Genomic DNA, 19062 nt, shown 5'->3' on the forward strand with positions numbered 1-19062 from the left:
GGAGAGTACGATGAGCATGCGTGACGGTAACAAGGCCATTCCTGCGGTAGCCGATAATGGGGCAACGGACGTCAGTCGCCGCGATCTGCTTTTGAGCGGCACGCTCCTTGCGGCCGCATCGCTGGTGGCGAGCGGCGCTTCGGTGAGCCCGGCCAGGGCCCAGCAATCCTCTTCTTCGAGCGGCAAGCCGCCGAACATTCTCGTCATCTTCGGTGACGATATCGGCATTCCCCAGATCAGCGCCTATACGATGGGCCTGATGGGCTACCGCACGCCCAACATCGACCGTATCGCCGCCGAAGGCGCGATCTTCACCGACAGCTACGGCCAGCAGAGCTGCACCGCGGGCCGTGCCTCCTTCATCCTCGGCCAGGAACCCTTCCGCACCGGGCTCTTGACCATCGGCATGCCCGGTGATCCGCACGGCATCCAGGACTGGATGCCGACGATTGCCGACGTCTTGAAGACCAAGGGCTATTCGACCGGACAATTCGGCAAGAACCATCTGGGCGACCATGACGAGCACTTGCCGACGGCCCACGGCTTCGACGAATTCTTCGGCAACCTCTACCACCTGAACGCCGAGGAGGAGCCGGAGGGCTACTTCTATCCGAAGGATCCGGAGTTCAAGAAGAAGTACGGGCCCCGTGGCGTCATCAAATCGAGCGCCGACGGCAAGATCGAGGATACGGGCGAGCTCAATACCAAGCGCATGGAAACCGTCGACGAGGAGTTCCTGGCGGCCGCCAAGGATTACATCGATCGGCAGGTCAAGGCCGACAAGCCGTTCTTCTGCTGGTTCAATTCGACGCGCATGCACGTCTTCACGCATCTGAAGAAGGAATCGCTCGGCAAGACCGGCAAGGGCATCCATGCGGATGGCATGGTGGAGCATGACGGCCATGTGGGCCAGCTGCTGCAGCAACTTGACGATCTCGGCATCACCGACAACACCATCGTGCTCTACACCACCGACAATGGCGCGGAGATTGCGCTCTGGCCGGATGGTGCCATGACCATGTTCCATGGAGAGAAAGGCACCACCTGGGAAGGTGGCTTTCGCATTCCGATGATGGTGCGCTGGCCGGGCGTGGTAAAGCCGGGCACGCAGATCAACGAACCGGTGACGCTGATGGACTGGATGCCGACCTTTGCGGCGGCGGCAGGCATCGCCGACGTCAAAGAAGAGATGAAGACCGGCTTCAAGGGCACGTCGAAGACCTTCAAGGTGCATCTCGACGGCTATGACCTGACGCCGCTGTTGAAGGGCGAGGCGGAGACGCCACCACGGGACTCCGTCTATTATTTCGACCAGGGTGGCAACTTGAACGCCATCCGCTGGAACGACTGGAAGCTGAGCTTCGCCATTGCCAGCCACGGAAATATCGCGACGGCGACCCGTGAGGTGCCGAGCTGGGCGCTGATCTCCAATCTGCGTATGGATCCTTACGAAAGGGGCATGGAAGAGGGTGGTGGCGCCATGGACTTCCTTGCCCGCAACATCTGGCTGCTGGTGCCGATCCAGGGCAAGATCAAGGAGTTCTTCGCCGATTTCAACGATTACCCGTTCCAGACCGGCAGCGCGCTGAATGCCAGCGGCATCAACTATGGCCTGCTCGCGCAGCAGTCGGCGATGAAGCGGCTGAATGAGCTGGAGCAGTTGTCCCCGCGTTAAACGGAACGCGACCCCGCCGCCGGCGAGTGCTGGCGGCGGCAAGCCCTCGTTGGGGGCGACGTGCACGCCAACAGTCCTGTTCGCGTGCGCCTCCGATGGCTGCAAGCACTGCGGAATGCCGCGCGCAATCGAGAAAGAAACGGGAGAGTGGCATGAGCCTGCGGATTTTGCGTGCCCTTGCGGTGCAGACGGCAGTCCTCGTGGCGTTGCCGACGATGACGATGGCTCAGTCCGTCTTGACGCAAGCTTTACGCACGAGCGAGAGCCAGGAGCCGGCGCTCGTGCATGCCGACCAGCAGACGGCTGCGCAACAGAAGCTCGTGGCGCTCTATGACAAGCTCGGCAAGCGGCCGAACATCGTCTGGCTCGTCGTCGACGACATGGGGTACGGTGATCCGGGCGCCTACGGTGGCGGCGCGGCGATCGGGGCGGCGACACCCAACATGGACAGGCTGGCGCGTGAGGGCCTGAGACTCACCTCGGCCTATTCGCAACCCACCTGCACACCGACCCGCTCGGCGATTCTCACCGGCCGCCTTCCTGTTCGCACCGGCCTTACCCGGCCGATCCTTGCCGGCGACAGGATCACCAAGAACCCCTGGGCCGATGAGATCTCCCTGCCGACACTTCTCGGCGGGGCAGGATACAAGACCGTGCTTTCCGGCAAGTGGCACGTCGGCGAAAGCGAGGGCATGCGTCCGCATGAGGTTGGCTTTGATGAGTTCTACGGCTTCTACGAGGCCGAGAAGGAAATCACCCAAGGGGTCGACAAGCGCCGCTATCCCGATCTCGTGCTCAATCCCGAGCGGCTGGCGATGCTGAAGAAGACCGGCTCAAGCTCGGCGCTGGTGCAGGCGACGAAGGGCGGGCCGGTGACGGAGGTCGAACAGATCGACAGCATCGAGAAGATGGCCGAGGGCGACCGGATGCTGAAGGAGTTCACAGTCAAGAGGATCGGGGAACTTGCTGCCGGCACCGCGCCGTTTTTTCTGGAGCATTGCTTCATGAAGGTGCACGCCGACAACTTCGCCTCGAAAGCCTTCGAGGGGAAGAGCGGAGCCAAATATCCCTACAAGGACGACATGGTGGAGGTCGATGCCTATATCGGCGAAATCGTCGCGGCGCTCGACAAGGCGGGCGTGCTCGACAACACCTTCATCTTCGTCACCTCCGACAACGGTCCGCAACTCGACGGCTGGCCGGACAGCGGATACACGCCTTTTCGCGGCGCCAAGGGCTCGGCCTGGGAAGGGGGTATCCGCATTCCGGCGATCGCCTACTGGAAGGGCATGATCAAGCCCGGCCGCGAGAGCGACGAGCTCTTCGATCTGATGGATCTCTTCAACACCTCGCTCAGCGTCGCCGGCATCAAGGACAAGGTACCCACCGACCGCTACATCGACGGCATCGACCAGACCTCCTTCCTCCTTGCCGACGACGGTCGGTCCAACCGCGAGAAGGTCTTCGTCTGGAACGAGCAGAACCTGATGGCGATGCGGATGTATGAATACAAGATCCACGTCAAGGTGGTCGAGACCAAGGCGCAATGGCTGAACATCGACATGACGACCGTCAGCGACGTCGGCCTCGCGCCCTGGCTCTTCAACCTTTACGTCGACCCCAAGGAGGAATATCCGGTCGGCCACCGGATGAATGCCTTCCTGGCGTCGATGGCCGCCGAGATGAAGGGCCATGCCGCCACCTTCAAGAAGTATCCGCCGAAGAACATCGGGCTCGGACGGTGAGCAGCCGGCAATAGAATCCGAGCGAAGGGCTGATGGAGTTTGCGATCCTGCTGGTCGATGTCAGGCGATCGGTCGCTCCCCTCTTGAATGATGGTCCATGATTGCACGCAGCGGCATCTCGCCCTAGTTTCCCGCGAAACTTGTGGGAAGCGGACCATGCGAATTCGACTTGCTGCCAGCAACGACCATGCGGCGCTCTCAGCCATCGATACCGTTGCTGCGACCGATCCGAAGCGAAGCGAGGAGATCGCCGGCTGGATCGAGGCGGGCTGCTGCCATCTGGCCGAAGTCGATGGCGCGGTTGCCGCCTACGGCGTGCTGACGCACCACTTCTTCGGTCACGCCTTCATAGAGATGCTGATGGTGAGCGCCAGCCATCGCCGCCGGGGTCTCGGCGCGGCATTGATCGAGCATTTCCAGTCGCTGTCGTCGGGCTCGAAACTCTTCAGCTCGACGAACATGTCGAACCGTCCGATGCAGGAGCTGTTGATCCAGACAGGTTTCAAGCCGAGCGGCTATATCGACAATCTCGACGAGAACGATCCGGAGATCGTTTTCTTCAGCGCCCCCAGGCCGACCGAGGCTTGAGGAGACCGGCCGAGAGGACCGAAGCCGGTCTTAAGCGGCCGCGCCAAGCTGTGCGAGGTGGCCGGCAAGATCGGTGCCCCTGCCGGCGGCGTTGATCGTGTCGAAATATTCGTGCCAGCCGGATTGGGCGATGCCGGCGACGAGGGCTTCGAGCGCCGTTGCATCCGGGCAGCGCCAGACGGCGAAGAAGGTCTGCGATGCCGCATGCAGCTTCGACTGGTCGACCTTGCCGAAGGTGATGAGCTCGACGCCGAGCGCCGATAGTCCCGGCATGGCGGAACCGATCGCAGTCAGGAACTGCTGGCGTCCCTGATGGGGAAGGGCGAGCCACGCCGGCTTGGCGCTGTAAAGTTCTGTCAGGTAGTGAGGCATCGTCTGTATCGTCAGTCTGAATATTCGGGTGTCGGACGGTGAACCGTTTCATGCCGCTCTGGTTTCAGAGTCAACAGGACGGCTGTCGTTGGCTGTGGACTGCGATCCCCAACTTTTGAGCGGGAGCGCGCGCAGGCCGCCGCGCGCACGGATCTGGGCAAGAGGCGGGCGCGACGCCGAAGGTTGAGACGTTGCGGGTCTAGCGCCCGATCATTCGCTCCTGCATCTCCTCGCCGATGAAACAATTGTAGCCCTGGCCGTATTGTACCGGCCGCACCGGTGCCGGCGACAGGCGGCTGACCTCCAGCCCCGATATCTCGGTGACGAGCTTGTCAAGGATGGCTTCGGCGAACGCGCTTGTATCGGTGACCTTCACCAGGAAGGCGCCGTCGCCGCCGATCACGCATGCGCGGTAGTAGGCGTCGAGATCGGGAATGGAGGCGCCATCAGAGGCCGCGTGGGTCTTCAGCATGATCGGCAGGCCATCGATGACGATACCGCGGGCGACGGTGGAGTTGCGGGCGACGGGGGCGGGGACGCCCGAGTTGTTGGGGCCGTCGCCGGAGATATCGATGACGCGGCGGCTGGCCGAAAAGGGGCTGAAATCAAACAGGCGTCGGGTGAAGGCGAGCGCGTTGGAGATCGAGGTGAAGGCGATGCGGCGGAGCGGCTGCCGGCGCAGCAGTTCGGAATACTGCGCCGCGGTGCCGCGGCCGTCGATCAGCGTCCAGGGCGTGACCTGCACGGCCGAGCCGCCCCACTCGACATAGGTGACGGCAATGCGGCCGAGCGGGCCGTTTTCGATCGCCTTGATCAGCGCCGGCGCGAGAAAGGCGGCGACATAGCCCTGTCGCTGTAGCCGCTGCTCGTCGATCTCCATGGAATAGGAGACGTCGACGGCGAGCACCAGTTCGAGGTCGACGCGCAACGGCTCGGCGGAAGCGCTTCCGCAGAGAAGGCAGGCGCAGGCAAGAAGGGCCGATCCGAGCGTCATTGCAGCCGATACCGAACGCGAGCGGGAGGATCATGCTACGCGCAATCCGCCTTGGCGCAATGCGGTCAGTCGACCGCCCGTGGATTAAGTCCCCCAGTCAGCGGTGCAGCTTTTGCAGGAGCGGTTCCAAGGCCTCGATCAGCGGTTCGGGCGAAACCGGTTCGCCGCCTTCCGACCAGGCGTTCTGAAACTCGGCGATTTCCAGCCCGACGACCGCGCCTCGGGCGAGAACCGCGCAGGCTGCGCGCAAGTCATTAAGGGAGAGCCCGTCTTCATGCTGGTAATCGGTCGGGACGATGCCGGGGGTGAGCGCGTCGCAGTCGAGGTGGATATAGACGGGCCTGCCGGCGACGGCCTCGGCCAGCCTTTGCGGCAGGTCGGAACCCGGGCGGATATGTGGAATTCGCCTGGTCTTGATCAGGTCGGTCTCGAAGGGATCGAGGTCGCGCTGGCCGACGAGAACGACATTGCCGATCGAGAGCCCGTCGCCAAGGCCGGACTGCCAGAGGCCGCAGGGGCCCGACAGCGCCAGCCCGCCGAGATAGCCGGTGCTGCTGACCTCCGGCGTGTTCAGGTCGCCATGGGCGTCGAACCAGACGACGACGGCGTCGTTGTGGTGCCTGGCGACGGCCGGCAGCGTTGCCAGCGAGACGGCGCAGCGGCTCGTCGCGGCAAGAGAAAACGAGCCCCCCGCGTAAATCGTGTCCAGCCGATCGCGCATGCGCTGGAGTGCCGGCATCGCGGTTTCGAGTTCGACCGTCCAATGGCCGTTCAGCGCCGGCTCCGGCTCACCGATGACGACGGTTTCGAGGCCGAGCCTTTGCGCAAGGTGGGAGGCAACGGACTTGGCGCCGGGAATCGCAAGGTCGTTGTGGTCGCCGGCGCGACCCTGAAAACAGGTGAGGGCAATGGGCATCGATCACTCCAACTTGACTGGGGACCGAACGAAGCACAGCGGCCGTCGATTTGACAAGGCGGAAGCCGAACGGCGCAGGCGGATGCCTCCGTTCGGTCTTCCCTTCATGCCATCGCAGGGCCGCCCTTGCGCTGGCTGCTTTCTATCCGAACACCAGCGAGCGGTGCAGCTGCGCGCCGGCCCAGGCGCCGTCGCCGACGGCAAGCGAAACGGAATGGGGGACGCGGCCGACGTCGCCGCAGGCATAGGCGCCCGGTATGGTCGTTTCCTTGGCGGACGTCACCCGGATCTGCAGGCCCATCGGTGTCTCCTCGATCTCGCAGCCGAAGCGCTCGGCGATGTCGCTTGCGGGTGTCGTGCGGGTGGCGACGAAAAGGCCGGAAAAGGCAAGGCGGCGGCCGTCGGTCAGCACCACGTCGGCATGGCCTTCGAGCCTTGCGACCGGAGTTTCGTTGATGGCGACGCCGCGCCTGAGGAGATCGGCGCGCGCTTCGGCGTCGGGGGTGACAATGCCATTGGTGAAGAAGGTCACCGTGCCCCATTCGGGAATGAGCTGCGCCTGGTGGATCGACATCGGGCTTGCGGCAATGACGGCGATCTCGCCCTCATTCAGTTCGTAGCCGTGGCAATAGGGGCAATGGAAGGCGCTTCTTCCCCAGCGCTCGCTCAGCCCCTCGATCGCGGGCAGGCCGTCCTTGACGCCGGTCGCAAAGAGCAGGCGTCGGCCTTCATAGGAAGCGCCTTCTGCGGTCGTGACGACGAAGGCATCGTTCTCTCCGCTGGCTTTCTCGGCGCGGCCATCGACGAAGGTGAGCGTCGGATAGGTCAGCAGTTGCTTGCGCGCAGTCGCGGCGATCTCGGCCGGATCGATGCCGTCCTGGCCAAGGAAGCCATGGGAGTGGCTGGCGAAGCGGTTGCGGCGGATGCCCTCGTCGATGATCAGTACCCGCCGACGGGCACGCAGGAGCTGGAGGGCGGCGGCCATGCCGGCATAGCTGCCGCCGATGATGATGACGTCCTGTTGCATTGGTAAAGTCCTTTCGGTTGCGCGCAGGCCAGCCCACCGGTTCACGGAACCAGTGCGTCGACCCGAGCTTTGGGCAATGGAGTTCCAGCCGGAAAACCGCGCTACGCGGTTCCGGGATAACCGGATGTGTCGGGATCGATCACGTCATGACGTGACCGATATGCTGTTCTTATTGCGATCGAAGCCGGTGCCGCCTTGCGAAATCCTCGGCGAGGTCGGCGAGCGTCACATGGGCGAAGCGGTCGAGCAGCAGTGCCTCGGCTTCGGCAAAGGCGGTATCGAGCGCGGCATTGACCGCCTGCTCGACGAGGCATTCCGGCATCTCCTGCCGGTTGCCGATGGCAAAGATCGCGGGCTCGCCGAGCGTTTCGTGCAATTGCCTGAGCGTCACGGTCTTGAGGTCGGCGGTAATCGCCCAGCCGCCCGCATGGCCGCGGGCGGACGAGACGATGCCGGCATCACGCAGGAAGCCCATGGTACGGCGCACGACGACCGGATTGGTGCGCATGCACATGGCAAGCTCGTCGGAGGTCAAGGGTTCGCCGCGCTCGGCCATGTGGAGAAGCGCGTGAAGGACGGAGGAAAGGCGGCTGTCTTTTTTCATGTAACTTCAATTATTGCGAATCGTCACGCGATGCAAGGGGTGCTTGGGACGGGAGCGGGGGCAGGGAGTGTGGTGTCCGTGCGCCGTGGGCCCGGGTGCCAGGTGAAGGCGGGAGGCTCAGGCGTGGGTCTGGTTCTGCGCTCTTGCGACGATGACGATACCCAAAAGCGAAACGACCAGGCCGCCGGCCATGGCAAGGGAGAGCGGCTCGGAAAACATGACCCATGCCCAGATCATCGTTACCGGCGGGCTGAGATAAAGGATCGCGGTGACACGGGCAGGGGAGGATTTCCTGAGCGCGAGATAGTAGAGGCTCCAGGCGCCGAAGGTGGCGACGAAGACGAGCCAGAGGATGCCACTGATGAAGCCCGGATCGCGCACGGGGAGCACGCTGCCTTCGTGCCAGGCAAAGAGTGCGAAGATCGCGGCCGCCGATAGACACTGGATGCAAAGGCTCTGGTGGACAGGCATGGCACTGGCCGGACTGCGCTTCTGCAGCAGTGTCGCCAGCGCCAGCGACAGCGTGCCAAGCACCGGCAGGCCATAGGCCGAGAGCGGAACATCGCCCATATCCAGCGACCAGCCGGAGGCGATGAGCACGCCCGCAAGCCCGATGAACGAGCCGAGCCATTGTCGCGCCGTGAGCGCCTGGCCGAGGACCGGCCAGGAGAGGATGGCGACCGCCAGAGGCAGCATGTCGGCGATCAGCGCCACAAGGCCGGTCGGCACGCCATAGGAGATGGCAAGCGCAAAGCCCGCGAGATAGCCGGACATGGCAAGCGCGCCGAAGAGCATCTGCCGGCTTGCGTCCTTCCACCGGATCTTCGGCCCGATCGTCAGTGCGAAGGGCAGGAGCAGCAAGCCGGAGACGAGGCTTCGCCACAACAGGATCAGGAAGATCGGCGCGTGGTCGATCGCGAAGCGGATGCCGACGAAGCCGGCGCTCCAGGAGATGACCAGCGCCGCTTCGACGAGAACGAGGACAAGGATCGTCCGGAACCGGCTGGCCGGGTGATTGGGCAGCGCCGCGTAGTCGCTCATCGTTTCAGGCGTCCTATGTTCGTGGCGTTGCTGCTGCGAAGCCGGGTTCGGACGGAGGCCCGGCATTCCTGGCGCGACGGCTGCCCGGTATCGGCACTGTCAGGATGAACAGCGATCCGACGATCAGGGCCATGCCCACCCAGCCTTCGGCCGGCAGGCGTTCGCCGACGATGACGACAGCAAGGGCGGCGGCGATGACGGGTTCGAGCAGCGACAGCGTGGTCGCCATGGTGGCTGAGACGCGGGCGAGGCCGTAGGCGAAGAGCACGTAGGCTGCGAGAACCGGCACGAGGGCCATATAGAGACCGACGGCCATGTTGGTCCAAGAGGCAAGAAGCGGCGCGCCGGTGAAGGCGAGCACGGGCAACAGGAGCGTGCCGCCGACGCCGAAGATCGAGCCCATGGCGGCGCGCGGCGGGATCCCCGCTTGCATCAGCCGGCGCGCCACCCAGGCATAGAGCGCGTAGAGCAGGCCGGAGAGGAGGCCGAGCACGATGCCGTAAAAGACAGCGGTCGCGTTTTCAGCGCCGGCACCATCATGGCCGGCGCCTTCGGCAAGGCAGAGAAGCACGGCACCGGCAAGACCGGCGGCAGCACCCAGCAGCCACCGGGTCGTCAGCCTCTGGCCGTCGAAGATCCGCTCGATGAGGGAGGCGGCGAGCGGCGCCGAGCCGATCGAGATGACCGTGCCGATGGCAACGCCGGCGAGATGCATGGAGCTGTAGAAGGCGAGCGGATAGACCGCGACCGAGAGCGAGCCGATGAGAAGCATCGGCCATTGCGCGGCGATCCGCCGGCTGTTCCTGAGGATCGAGCGAGAGGCGGTGAGCGCCAGCAGCAAGCCGCCAAGGCCCATGGCAACGGCGCCTATGCCGAGCGGGCCGACGCCCTTGGCGAATGTGGCGGTGGTGCCGGTCGTTCCCCAGATGGCCGAGGCGAGAAGGACGCAGGCGATGCCGACGAAGGAGCCGGACGCTTGGGCTGCAGAATTCTTGGAGGTCATAGCTGGTCCATGATCGAGATGGCGATCCTGCGCGCGGACTTCAGCCGCGCATCGTGGCCGTCGAGGCCGGCGCGCGACATGGCGCCTTCGAGCAGGAAGGAGAGGTGTTCGGCGGTCTCGTCGATCGCGGCGCCCGCGTCGGGCCGCATTTCGCGCAGATACTGTTTGAACAGCATTTCCACCTCGTCCTTCTGCGAGGCGACGATGGCGCGGGCGGGATCGCCGACGGAAAGCTCGGCGGCGGCATTGAGCAGCCCGCAACCGCGAAAACCCCAGCTATAGGCCATCTCGGCGTGATCGACATAGCTGTCGAAGATCGCCAGCACCCGTTCTCGTGGGGTTGCCGCGCCTGCCAAGCGCTCGCGATAGAGTTCCTGCCATTCGGAATGGCGGGCTTCGACATAGGCGTTCACCAGATCGGTCTTGGACGAGAAGTTGTTGTAGAGGCTCATCTTGGCGACGCCGGCATGCGCCGTGATCGCATCGATGCCGGTCGCGCCGACCCCATCGCGATAGAACAGTTCGGCTGCCGCCTTCAGCAGGCGCTCGCGCGCCGGCGCTTTTTCGCTCATCGGTTTTCTCCAAGTGAATAGGTAGACCGATCTACCTATTAGGCAGAAATGTCAAGAGCCGACGTCTCGATGCGTTGATTTGGAGGGTTTCCGTATCGGGAATTTTGCCGATGTAACTGCTACGTACTTCCGTCCCGCATCGGCAAAGTCTTTACTTCGCCGTAGCACCTGCGGCTGGACAAGCCGCCGGGTACATAATCACGCTGCAGCCTGGTCGTTCTGTAGCCGAAAGTGAGGTTGGAAATGTTCAGAACAGCAATTGCGGTGCTTGCGCTTCTTGCTGGCACGGTCAGCCTGCCGGCACAAGATCTGTCACCCGAAAGCCTTCAGCGCCGCGCCATCGAGCGCCGGGCAACGGAAGCGGTGATCTGGGGCATGCCGGCGGTCAATGCCGACCTGATGCTGCAGACGATGCTTTCGACGACCAAGGCCAAGGTCAACGAGATCGTCTACTGGTCGAAGCCGGTCAACTGGAAGAACCAGACGCTGACGCCCAACCCGGACTCGATCTATTTCATGTCGTTCTGGAACCTGAAGGACGGACCTATCGTCATCGAGATCCCGCCGGCCGAAGGAGGATCGATCGCCGGCAACATCGTCAACGCCTGGCAGATGCCGCTGGAAGACGCGGGGCCCTATGGGGCGGACGAGGGCAAGGGCGGCAAGTACCTGTTGCTGCCGCCCGACTATATGGGCGAGGTGCCGGAAGGCTTTTTCGCGCTCCGGTCCGATACGTTTACCGGCTTTGCACTGCTGCGCTCCAACCTGAAGAGCCATGCGGACGCGGATGTCGAAAAGTCGGTCGCCTATGGCAAGAAGATCAAAATCTACCCGATGCCTGTCACTGACAAGCCGCCGGCGACCACCTTCACCGACGCCTATGACGTGCTCTACGACGCCACCATCCGCTTCGATGCCAGCTTCTTCGACAACCTCAACCGCATCGTGCAGACCGAACCGTGGCTCGAGCGTGACCGGGCAATGATCGACCAGTTGAAGACGCTCGGCATCGAGAAGGGCAAGCCCTATCAGCCGAGCCCGGAGACCAGGGCGCTCCTCGACAAAGCGGCGACTGAGGCTAAGGCCGAGCTTTCCGCCCGCTATGACCAGGGCTTCCCCGTCATCAACGAGGGCATCCGCTGGTTCCCGGCAGCCGCGCCCGAGATGGTCAAGGCGGCGCAGGGCGGCTATGCCGACCCGGATGCCTATCCCGTCGATTTGCGCGGCGTGACCTATACGCTCGGCTTTACCGGCATCAAACGCCTCGGCACGGCGCAATTCTACCTGATGGCCAACAAGGACAAGGACGGCAACCCCTTTGACGGTGCCGCAAACTACCGGCTCGTCGTGCCGAAGGACGCGCCGGTCGAGCAATACTGGTCGGTGACCGCCTATGACCGCGAGACCCACGCGTTGATCCGCAACATGGACAAGGCCAGCGTTGCTTCGATCGGGTCAGGGGTTCGGAAGAATGCCGATGGCTCGGTGGATGTCTTCTTCGGGCCCAAGGCGCCGGCGGGCAAGGAAGCCAACTGGGTGCCTGTTGACCCGGGCCGCAAGTTCGAACTGCTCTTCCGGCTCTACGGGCCGCAAAAGCCACTGTTCGAAAAGACGTGGAAGCTGCCCGATGCAGAGAAGCTGCCGTGACGCGAGAAGTGGGCGGTGATGCGCGACGGAAGCGGGAGGCCGGCCGAGTTTGGACAGGTCAAGGAGGCGGGTGCGACGGTTGAGGACTCGCCGAGCACGGGGGCTTCGCTGTCGGGAGCCCCTTGCCACCTGAACCGTTGCCATCTCTCGCGCGCCGAGAAGTAAGATCTAATATATCAACTCGCAATTGTCAGAGTATGCGTTTTGTGAGACCTTCTTTGGGGGGTCAAAGTACAGGCTCCTTTTGTTTTAATAAAATTCGAGGAAGCAGGAGAGGATGCTATCATGAACAATGTATTGATCGCGGCCGTCGCGTGTCTTCTTTCACTCTCATCCCCGGTCTTTGCGCAAAGCCCTGCTGATACGGACAAGTCACTCGACGAATTGTTCGGCGGTCACAAGCCTTACGCCGATTTCTTCGCCAAGCTGCAGACGGCCGTCGCGGCGGACGACAAGGCAACCGTTGCCGGTCTGGTCGACTATCCCTTCCAGGCGCGCATCGGCGGCAAGGCCGTCAAGATCAAGGATGCCGATCATTTCTCCGCGGACTACGACAAGGTGGTGACGCAGAAGGTCAAGGCCGCAGTCGCCAAGCAGACCTATGCCACGCTCTTTGCCAACTGGCAGGGCGTGATGGTGGGCGACGGCGAAGTCTGGTTCTCCGGCGTCGGCAAGGACAGCCAGGTCAAGATTACCGCCATCAACGACTAGAGCATCCCACCCTCAAGTGGAATCACTGGAGGCGGAAAGATGCTCTAGAATCAAAGCGCTAGCGCGTCCTTGTGCGTTCGGTCGAACGCACGGCGCCAGGCATTCCCGGCGCGAGCAGGCCGTTTGCGGTGAACCCTCCGCCGGTCCGTGCCGCTGCCGGCATTGCACTTTTGCCGGCATTGCCGGCCCAGGGCGCAACTCCACCCTCAACCCGCTGGACGTGCAGCGCATGCGCGTCCCCGACGGAAAGGCTGCCAGCATGTTTCGCACCATCGCTTCCGCTGTACTCGTCCTCGCCGCACTTGGCCCGAGCGTTCCGGCGAACGCTCAAGGGCCCCAAGGGGCGACGGTCGAATGCCGGTCCCGCAACTTTCAATATGACGAGTGTTTTGCCGGTCCGCTTTCGCAACCGCAACTGATCTACCAGATCTCCGGCAGCCCCTGCATCCTCAACAAGAGCTGGGGCTTCAATCCGAAGAGCCGCTATCTCTGGGTAGCGCAAGGCTGCTCCGGCGTCTTTGCCGATGTCGGCGGCTATCACTATGGGCGCGGCGACGGTTACGATCCGAACGCCCGCATGTACAATCAGCATGGCCATGATACCGGTGCAGTGGTCGCCGGCGCCGTGCTGGGCGCGATCCTCAGCGGCATCGCGGATGGCAAGCACGCGCACTCGGCGAGCAACTATCATGACAACGGCGGCTACAACGGCTGCCACGGCACCGGTTGCCTGGTCGATAATCCGGACACGGCGAGCCAGCAGATCGACACCACGCCGCAATTCGACAAGGAGGGCAATCCCAACTTCGACACTGAGGGCAACTACCAGGGCTGCCATGGAGTAGGGTGCCTGGTGGACAATCCGGACAGCTCCAACTGAGGGATTGGCGACGCGTGCCACGCGCTGCGGCTTGGCTTCCGGCGGCTGTTGCCGGAAGCCGTTGCCGCCCGTTGCTGTTGCGGGCTTGCTTTGCCCGAACCGTAAGCCTCGCCTTCGGCGGGCAAGGTGCGCGCCTATGAAACTGCCACATGCTTTCGTCCGCAAATTGGATAGTATCTGAGAAGATCTGCATGTTGCACGAGGGTGATCATGTGCGGACGCGTCTACCTGAAGACAAATCTCGAGGGGCTGCTGCGCGCCTTCGGCTTTGCCGAGCGCGGCGGCGTCGAAGCCTTGGCGAACCAGTTCCCGCGCTACAACGGCGCGCCGACGCTGATCTATCCGATCATCATCCGCGACGTGATCCGCGATCCCGATCTTTTCGGTCCGGTCTTCGTTTCGGCGCGCTGGGGGCTGATCCCGAGCTGGACCAAGGACCCGAAGGCGGGACGGCCGCTCGTCAACGTCCGGAGCGACACGATCGCCACCAAGTTCCGCTCGTCCTACCAGCGCCGCCGTTGCCTGGTGCCGATCGACGGCTTCTTCGAATGGAAGGACATTCACGGCACCGGCAAGGACAAGCAGCCCTATGCGATCGCCATGAAGACGGGCGAACCCTTCTGTCTCGCCGGTATCTGGGAGAGCTGGCGCAACCCGGACACCGACGAGGATATCCGCACCTTCGCGATCGTCACCACCGATGCCAACGCCATGATGGCCGACATCCACGACCGCATGCCGGTCATCCTGCACCCCGACGACTACGAGCGCTGGCTCTCGCCAGAGGCGGAAGCGCCTGACCTGATGAAGCCGTTTCCACCGGAGCTGATGACGATGTGGAAGATCGGGAGCAAGGTGGGCTCGCCGAAGAACGATACGCCGGATATTCTGGATCCGGTGGATTGAGGGTGCGCTCTTTATTTGCAGCGCTTGTGTTCTGCGTCCGAGCCCGTCGGGGACGGCGTAACAGGTTCGTTGTCCGCAATCGGCAATCCGGCCGAGGCCGCCTCAACCCAAACGATCATCTCACATAAATGCGAGGCGCTCAGTTGTGAATCCACGCGCAACTCTCTAAAAGTGCCGCACGCTCAAACTTCTCTTCCCGAAGCCTCCTTGAAACAGGATCGTGCTCATGAAGCTGGTGACCGGTAACTCCAACCGCGCCCTTGCCGAAGCCATTGCCGACCATTTGAAACTTCCCCTTACGGATTGCACGGTCGAGCGCTTCGCCGACCAGGAAATCAACGTTCAACTTCATGAGAATGTGCGCGGCGAGGACGTCTATATTCTCCAGTCGACAAGCTCGCCTGCCGACGGCAATCTCATGGAGTTGCTGATCCTGGCCGATACGCTGCGCCGGTCGTCAGCGCGCCGCATCACCGCCGTGATCCCTTACTTCGGCTATGCCCGTCAGGATCGGCGCGCCACTGGCCGTACACCGATCTCGGCGAAGCTGGTCGCCAACATGATCGCCGGTGCCGGTGTCCACCGCGTCATAACGCTCGATCTCCACACGGATCAGATCCAGGGCTTTTTCGACATCCCGACGGATAATCTTTATTCGGCGCCGGTGATGACCCGCGACATTGAGGAGCACTACGACACCAGGAATCTCATGGTCGTCTCGCCCGACGTGGGCGGCGTGGCGCGGGCTCGCGCCATCGCCAAGCGCATTGGCACCGATCTTGCGATCGTCGATAAACGGCGACCCCGCGCGGGAATGTCGGAAGTGATGAATATTATTGGCGACGTGTCCGGGAAAAGCTGCCTTCTCATCGACGACATCGTCGACAGCGGCGGGACGTTGATCAACGCGGCTGAAGCCCTGTTGAATTCTGGTGCCAAGGACGTTTCGGCCTATATCACCCACGGCGTCCTGTCTGAAGGCGCCTGCGAACGCATTGGTGCGAGCAAGCTCAGGGAATTGGTTGTTACCGACTCCATTTGCGAAACCGAAGCGCAACGTCAGACGGCCAATATCCGACGCATCATCATCGCGCCCTTGATCGGCGAAGCGCTCGCCCGCACCGCGAGAGAACAAAGCGTCTCAAGCCTTTTCATCTAATGCGACGTCGCCGGCGTGCGCCCAAACGGCGATGCGCCTTTCCCTAAAGATCCCGCGCGAAGATCTGGCCGGTGAGGTCCTTGCCGAAGCTCCTGTGCTTTTCCTCCTCGATGAGCGCGAAGCCGGCCCTTTCGTAGATGTGGCGGGCGGCGTCGAGGCCGGCATTGGTCCACAGGATCATACGGCCGTAGCCGAGCAGGCGGGCGTGGCGCATGCATTCCTCCACGAGGCGACGGCCGATGCCAAGGCCCCGGGCGCTCGGCTCGACATAGAGCAGGCGGAGTTTCGCCGTCGTTTCATCGTGCCGGACGAGAAACACCGAGCCGACGATCTTGCCGTCCTTTTCGGCGATCCAGCACCGGTCCGATGCCGGGTCGTAGTCGTGCATGTATTTGACGACGATCTCGGCAACCAGCGCCTCGAACTCGGTGCTCCAGCCATATTCCTGCGCGTAGAGCGCGCCCTGGCGATGGATCACCCAGCCCATGTCGCCCGGCTGCGGATCGCGCAGGACAAAGCCCGGCGTCCGCTCTTGCCTGAGCAGGCTCTCGATCTCGCCCATCGCTGAAACCAGTTGCTTCTGTTCCGGCACGGAGAGCTTTTCCAGCATGGCGACGACTTCGCGCTGGGAGGCGTCCTCAAGGGGCTGCAGCGTCGAGCGCCCCGGTTCCGTCAGTTCCAGTTGCGCGACCCGGCCGTCGGCCGGCGAACGGGTTTTTTCGACCAGCCCCTTCTTCTCGAAGCCGGCGATGACGCGGCTTAAGTAGCCGGCGTCGAGGCCGAGTTCGCGGCAGAGATCGGTCGCCGTCAGGCCGGATCGGTGCGCCAGTTCATAGAGTATGCGGACCTCGGTCAGCGAGAAGGCGCTGTCGAGCAGGTGCTCATGCAGCGCGCCGATCTGGCGGGTGTAGAACCGGTTGAAGTGCCGCACGGTGAGGGCGCGGTCGTCGATCTGTTGCGGAGACATGGCGATGCTTTCATGAAGTTGCCCTAGACATGTAAATAGTTGACTAAGGCAAGTAATGTCAAGCGAGACGGCGGCGATGACCGGAAGCACAGTGCTGCTAATTTAGGTAGGAGATCGCCCCTGCGTGCGATAGTATTTCTCCGGTAACCTCCTTGGTCCGGAAGTCCGGAACGGGCCGCTTTTCAAAGTGTTGGCAGACCCATGGAGCAGAGACTCGCCGCAGTGCTGGCGGCCGACATGGCCGGCTATAGCAGGCTGATGGAGGCCGATGAAGCGGGGACGCTTGCGCGGCTTCGAACCCACCGCATCGAGCTGATCGACCCGGCGATTGCCAAGAACAAGGGCCGGCTGATCAAGACGACCGGCGACGGTATGCTCGTCGAGTTCCAGAGCGTGACCGATGCGGTCAAATGCGCCGTCGAGATCCAGCAGCGCATGCGGCGGCGCAACAGCGACGTGCCGGAGGACCGGCGGATCGAGTTCCGCATCGGCATCAATCTCGGCGACATCATCTTCGAGGACGACGACATCTTCGGCGACGGCGTCAACATCGCCGCCCGCGCCGAACAGCTGGCCGAGGTCGGCGGCATCTGCGTGACGGCGGCGGTGGCAACCCAGGTCGCCGATCGGCTGGAGCTGCCGGTGGAAGACCTCGGCGAGAAGACGCTGAAGAACATCAGCCGCCCGGTGCATCTTTATCGCGTCGGCATCGAAGGCGCGGCGGTGCCGGCTTCGACGGATGAGAGCGAGGCGAAAAAGGCTGTCGGCAAGCCGACGATCGTGGTGCTGCCGTTCGACAATATGAGCGGTGATCCGGACCAGGAGTTCTTTGCCGATGGCCTGACCGAGGACATCATCACCGAGCTTTCCCGCCGGCATGAGCTATTCGTCATCTCGCGCAATTCCAGCTTCGTCTACAAGAACCATTCGGTAAACGTGCGCGAGGTGGCGGCAAGCCTCGGGGCGCAATATCTGGTGGAAGGCAGCGTGCGCAAGATCGGCGAGCGGGTGCGCGTCACGGTCCAGCTGATCGACGCCGTCAACGACGCCCATATCTGGGCCGACAAATACGACCGGCAGCTCGATGACATCTTCGCCATTCAGGACGAGGTGACGGCGGCAATTGCCGCCACGCTGCCGGCCCGGCTCGAGGCCGCCCAGCGCGACCAGATATCCCGCACCAAGCCGGCCAACATGGCGGCCTATGAATGCGCGCTCGCCGCCAAGGTGCTGCACCACCGCAGCACGGCCAGCGACAACGCCCAAGCGCAATCGCTGATCGACCGGGCCGTCGCGCTCGACCCGGGCTATGCCCATGCCCATGCCTGGCGCGCCTGCATCCTCGGCCAGGCCTGGGTCTATGGCTGGTGCGCCGACAAGGACGCCACTTGGGCGGAGGTCAATGCCGAGCTCGAACGGGCGCTCGCGCTCGACGACAACGACGCCGACGTGCACCGCATCCTTGCGGCCGTCAACGTCAACACCAACGAGCTGACGACGGCGCGCTACCACCAGGAGCGGGCGCTGTTCCTCAACCCCAACTACGATCTCGTCGTGGTGCAGCAGGGTGAGTTGCTCACCTGGCTCGGCCGGCCGGAGGAGGGGGTGGAGTGGATCCGCAAGGCGATGCGGCTCAACCCGCACCACCCGGAGCGCTTCTGGAGCCACCTCGGCAAGGCGCATTTCGCCGCCCGCCAATATGGCGAGGCGATCGAGGCCTTCATGCATCTCTCCTCCATGGACGAAACCCAGCACGCCTTCGTCGCGGCCTGCCACGGCTGGCTCGGCGACGCGATCGCCGCGCATGCGCATATGGACAAGGTGCGCACGCTCGCACCGGCATTTGAGATCGAGGCGTTTCTTTCGACGCTGCACTACGCGCAGGAGAGTGATGCGCAGCATTTGCGCGAGGGGCTGGTGAAGGCGGGGGAGACGGGTAATACGAGACGCAGTAACCATTCTAGTGCGCCACGATAGACGGCCAATGCACTCTTTGCATGCAGTAGCCTGGAGTTCACACGTTCCGCTGAGTTGAGCGCGTGAGCGACATCTCCGCGTTAACCTCTGCAAGTTGTGTACATCTGCCAAAAAGCCACGGAAACACTTGAAGTACCGTTGGTTGCATACCAATATATTTAGCGTCCATGGTGGCCATGGGTTGCGACTTGAAGCTGGACCTTTCCATGCGGATCGCGCGCCAAGGCTATCTCACCCAGGTGGCGGTAGCTGCCGAAGTGTCTGTTGTCGCGGCCATG

At 63.2% G+C, this 19062-nt stretch carries 18 protein-coding genes; 9 read left to right on the forward strand and 9 right to left on the reverse strand.

Going from position 1 to position 19062, the window contains the following annotated elements:
* Positions 1 to 10: 10 nt before the first annotated feature.
* The 3 genes from BBX50_RS11370 to BBX50_RS11380 all read left to right on the forward strand — a co-directional run bounded on the left by BBX50_RS11370 (position 11) and on the right by BBX50_RS11380 (position 4008).
* A complete protein-coding gene (locus tag BBX50_RS11370) occupies positions 11 to 1675 on the forward strand; it encodes an arylsulfatase (protein ID WP_244513136.1) in 1665 nt (554 codons plus the stop codon).
* A gap of 152 nt (positions 1676 to 1827) precedes the next feature.
* A complete protein-coding gene (locus tag BBX50_RS11375; protein WP_065775390.1) occupies positions 1828 to 3420 on the forward strand; it encodes an arylsulfatase in 1593 nt (530 codons plus the stop codon).
* A 156-nt stretch (positions 3421 to 3576) separates the two neighbouring features.
* Positions 3577 to 4008: a GNAT family N-acetyltransferase gene (locus tag BBX50_RS11380; RefSeq protein WP_065775391.1), complete on the forward strand. Its 432-nt coding sequence runs from the start codon at positions 3577 to 3579 to the stop codon at positions 4006 to 4008.
* Positions 4009 to 4038: 30 nt separating this feature from the next.
* On the opposite strand, the gene BBX50_RS11385 is transcribed toward BBX50_RS11380, so the two are convergent.
* From BBX50_RS11385 to BBX50_RS11420, 8 genes are all read right to left on the reverse strand, one after another.
* Positions 4039 to 4380: a DUF6616 family protein gene (locus BBX50_RS11385; protein WP_065775392.1), complete on the reverse strand. Its 342-nt coding sequence runs from the start codon at positions 4378 to 4380 to the stop codon at positions 4039 to 4041.
* Between the two features lie 199 nt (positions 4381 to 4579).
* Positions 4580 to 5374 (reverse strand): DUF1194 domain-containing protein, encoded by a 795-nt coding sequence (locus BBX50_RS11390; RefSeq protein WP_065775393.1) that lies wholly within the window; start codon positions 5372 to 5374, stop codon positions 4580 to 4582.
* 97 nt (positions 5375 to 5471) lie between these two features.
* Entirely contained in the window at positions 5472 to 6290 is an 819-nt protein-coding gene (locus BBX50_RS11395; protein WP_065775394.1) for an arginase family protein, read from the reverse strand.
* Between the two features lie 142 nt (positions 6291 to 6432).
* A complete protein-coding gene (locus BBX50_RS11400; RefSeq protein WP_065775395.1) occupies positions 6433 to 7317 on the reverse strand; it encodes an NAD(P)/FAD-dependent oxidoreductase in 885 nt (294 codons plus the stop codon).
* Between the two features lie 169 nt (positions 7318 to 7486).
* Positions 7487 to 7921 (reverse strand): Rrf2 family transcriptional regulator, encoded by a 435-nt coding sequence (locus tag BBX50_RS11405; protein ID WP_065775396.1) that lies wholly within the window; start codon positions 7919 to 7921, stop codon positions 7487 to 7489.
* Positions 7922 to 8038: 117 nt separating this feature from the next.
* Positions 8039 to 8962, reverse strand: a complete 924-nt coding sequence (locus BBX50_RS11410) for a DMT family transporter (protein WP_065775397.1) — start codon at positions 8960 to 8962, stop codon at positions 8039 to 8041.
* Positions 8963 to 8975: 13 nt separating this feature from the next.
* The gene (locus BBX50_RS11415; RefSeq protein WP_065775398.1) at positions 8976 to 9965 is read right to left on the reverse strand and encodes an EamA family transporter; all 990 of its coding nucleotides are present in this window, start codon (positions 9963 to 9965) and stop codon (positions 8976 to 8978) included.
* Positions 9962 to 10537 (reverse strand): TetR/AcrR family transcriptional regulator, encoded by a 576-nt coding sequence (locus tag BBX50_RS11420; protein WP_065775399.1) that lies wholly within the window; start codon positions 10535 to 10537, stop codon positions 9962 to 9964. Before BBX50_RS11420 ends, BBX50_RS11415 begins: the two co-directional genes overlap by 4 nt.
* 243 nt (positions 10538 to 10780) lie before the next feature.
* Here BBX50_RS11420 and BBX50_RS11425 point away from each other — a divergent pair, with 243 nt between their 5' ends.
* The 5 genes from BBX50_RS11425 (at position 10781) to BBX50_RS11445 (ending at position 15840) form a co-directional block, all read left to right on the forward strand.
* Positions 10781 to 12184 (forward strand): DUF1254 domain-containing protein, encoded by a 1404-nt coding sequence (locus BBX50_RS11425; RefSeq protein WP_065775400.1) that lies wholly within the window; start codon positions 10781 to 10783, stop codon positions 12182 to 12184.
* A 285-nt stretch (positions 12185 to 12469) separates the two neighbouring features.
* Positions 12470 to 12895, forward strand: a complete 426-nt coding sequence (locus BBX50_RS11430; RefSeq protein ID WP_065775401.1) for a hypothetical protein — start codon at positions 12470 to 12472, stop codon at positions 12893 to 12895.
* A gap of 259 nt (positions 12896 to 13154) precedes the next feature.
* Positions 13155 to 13775, forward strand: a complete 621-nt coding sequence (locus BBX50_RS11435) for a DUF3011 domain-containing protein (RefSeq protein ID WP_065775402.1) — start codon at positions 13155 to 13157, stop codon at positions 13773 to 13775.
* A 210-nt stretch (positions 13776 to 13985) separates the two neighbouring features.
* Positions 13986 to 14681, forward strand: coding sequence for an SOS response-associated peptidase (locus tag BBX50_RS11440; protein ID WP_065775403.1), 696 nt, complete (start codon positions 13986 to 13988; stop codon positions 14679 to 14681).
* Between the two features lie 226 nt (positions 14682 to 14907).
* Positions 14908 to 15840 (forward strand): ribose-phosphate pyrophosphokinase, encoded by a 933-nt coding sequence (locus BBX50_RS11445; protein WP_065775404.1) that lies wholly within the window; start codon positions 14908 to 14910, stop codon positions 15838 to 15840.
* 43 nt (positions 15841 to 15883) lie between these two features.
* Here BBX50_RS11445 and BBX50_RS11450 read toward each other — a convergent pair whose 3' ends face one another.
* Positions 15884 to 16807 (reverse strand): bifunctional helix-turn-helix transcriptional regulator/GNAT family N-acetyltransferase, encoded by a 924-nt coding sequence (locus BBX50_RS11450; RefSeq protein WP_065775405.1) that lies wholly within the window; start codon positions 16805 to 16807, stop codon positions 15884 to 15886.
* A gap of 201 nt (positions 16808 to 17008) precedes the next feature.
* On the opposite strand from BBX50_RS11450, the gene BBX50_RS11455 reads away from it, so the two are divergent.
* Positions 17009 to 18784: an adenylate/guanylate cyclase domain-containing protein gene (locus tag BBX50_RS11455; RefSeq protein ID WP_065775406.1), complete on the forward strand. Its 1776-nt coding sequence runs from the start codon at positions 17009 to 17011 to the stop codon at positions 18782 to 18784.
* Positions 18785 to 19062: the final 278 nt, after the last annotated feature.

Origin of the sequence: Ensifer sp. LC11 (genome assembly GCF_001695835.1) — a bacterium.
Classification (GTDB): Bacteria; Pseudomonadota; Alphaproteobacteria; order Rhizobiales; family Rhizobiaceae; genus Ensifer.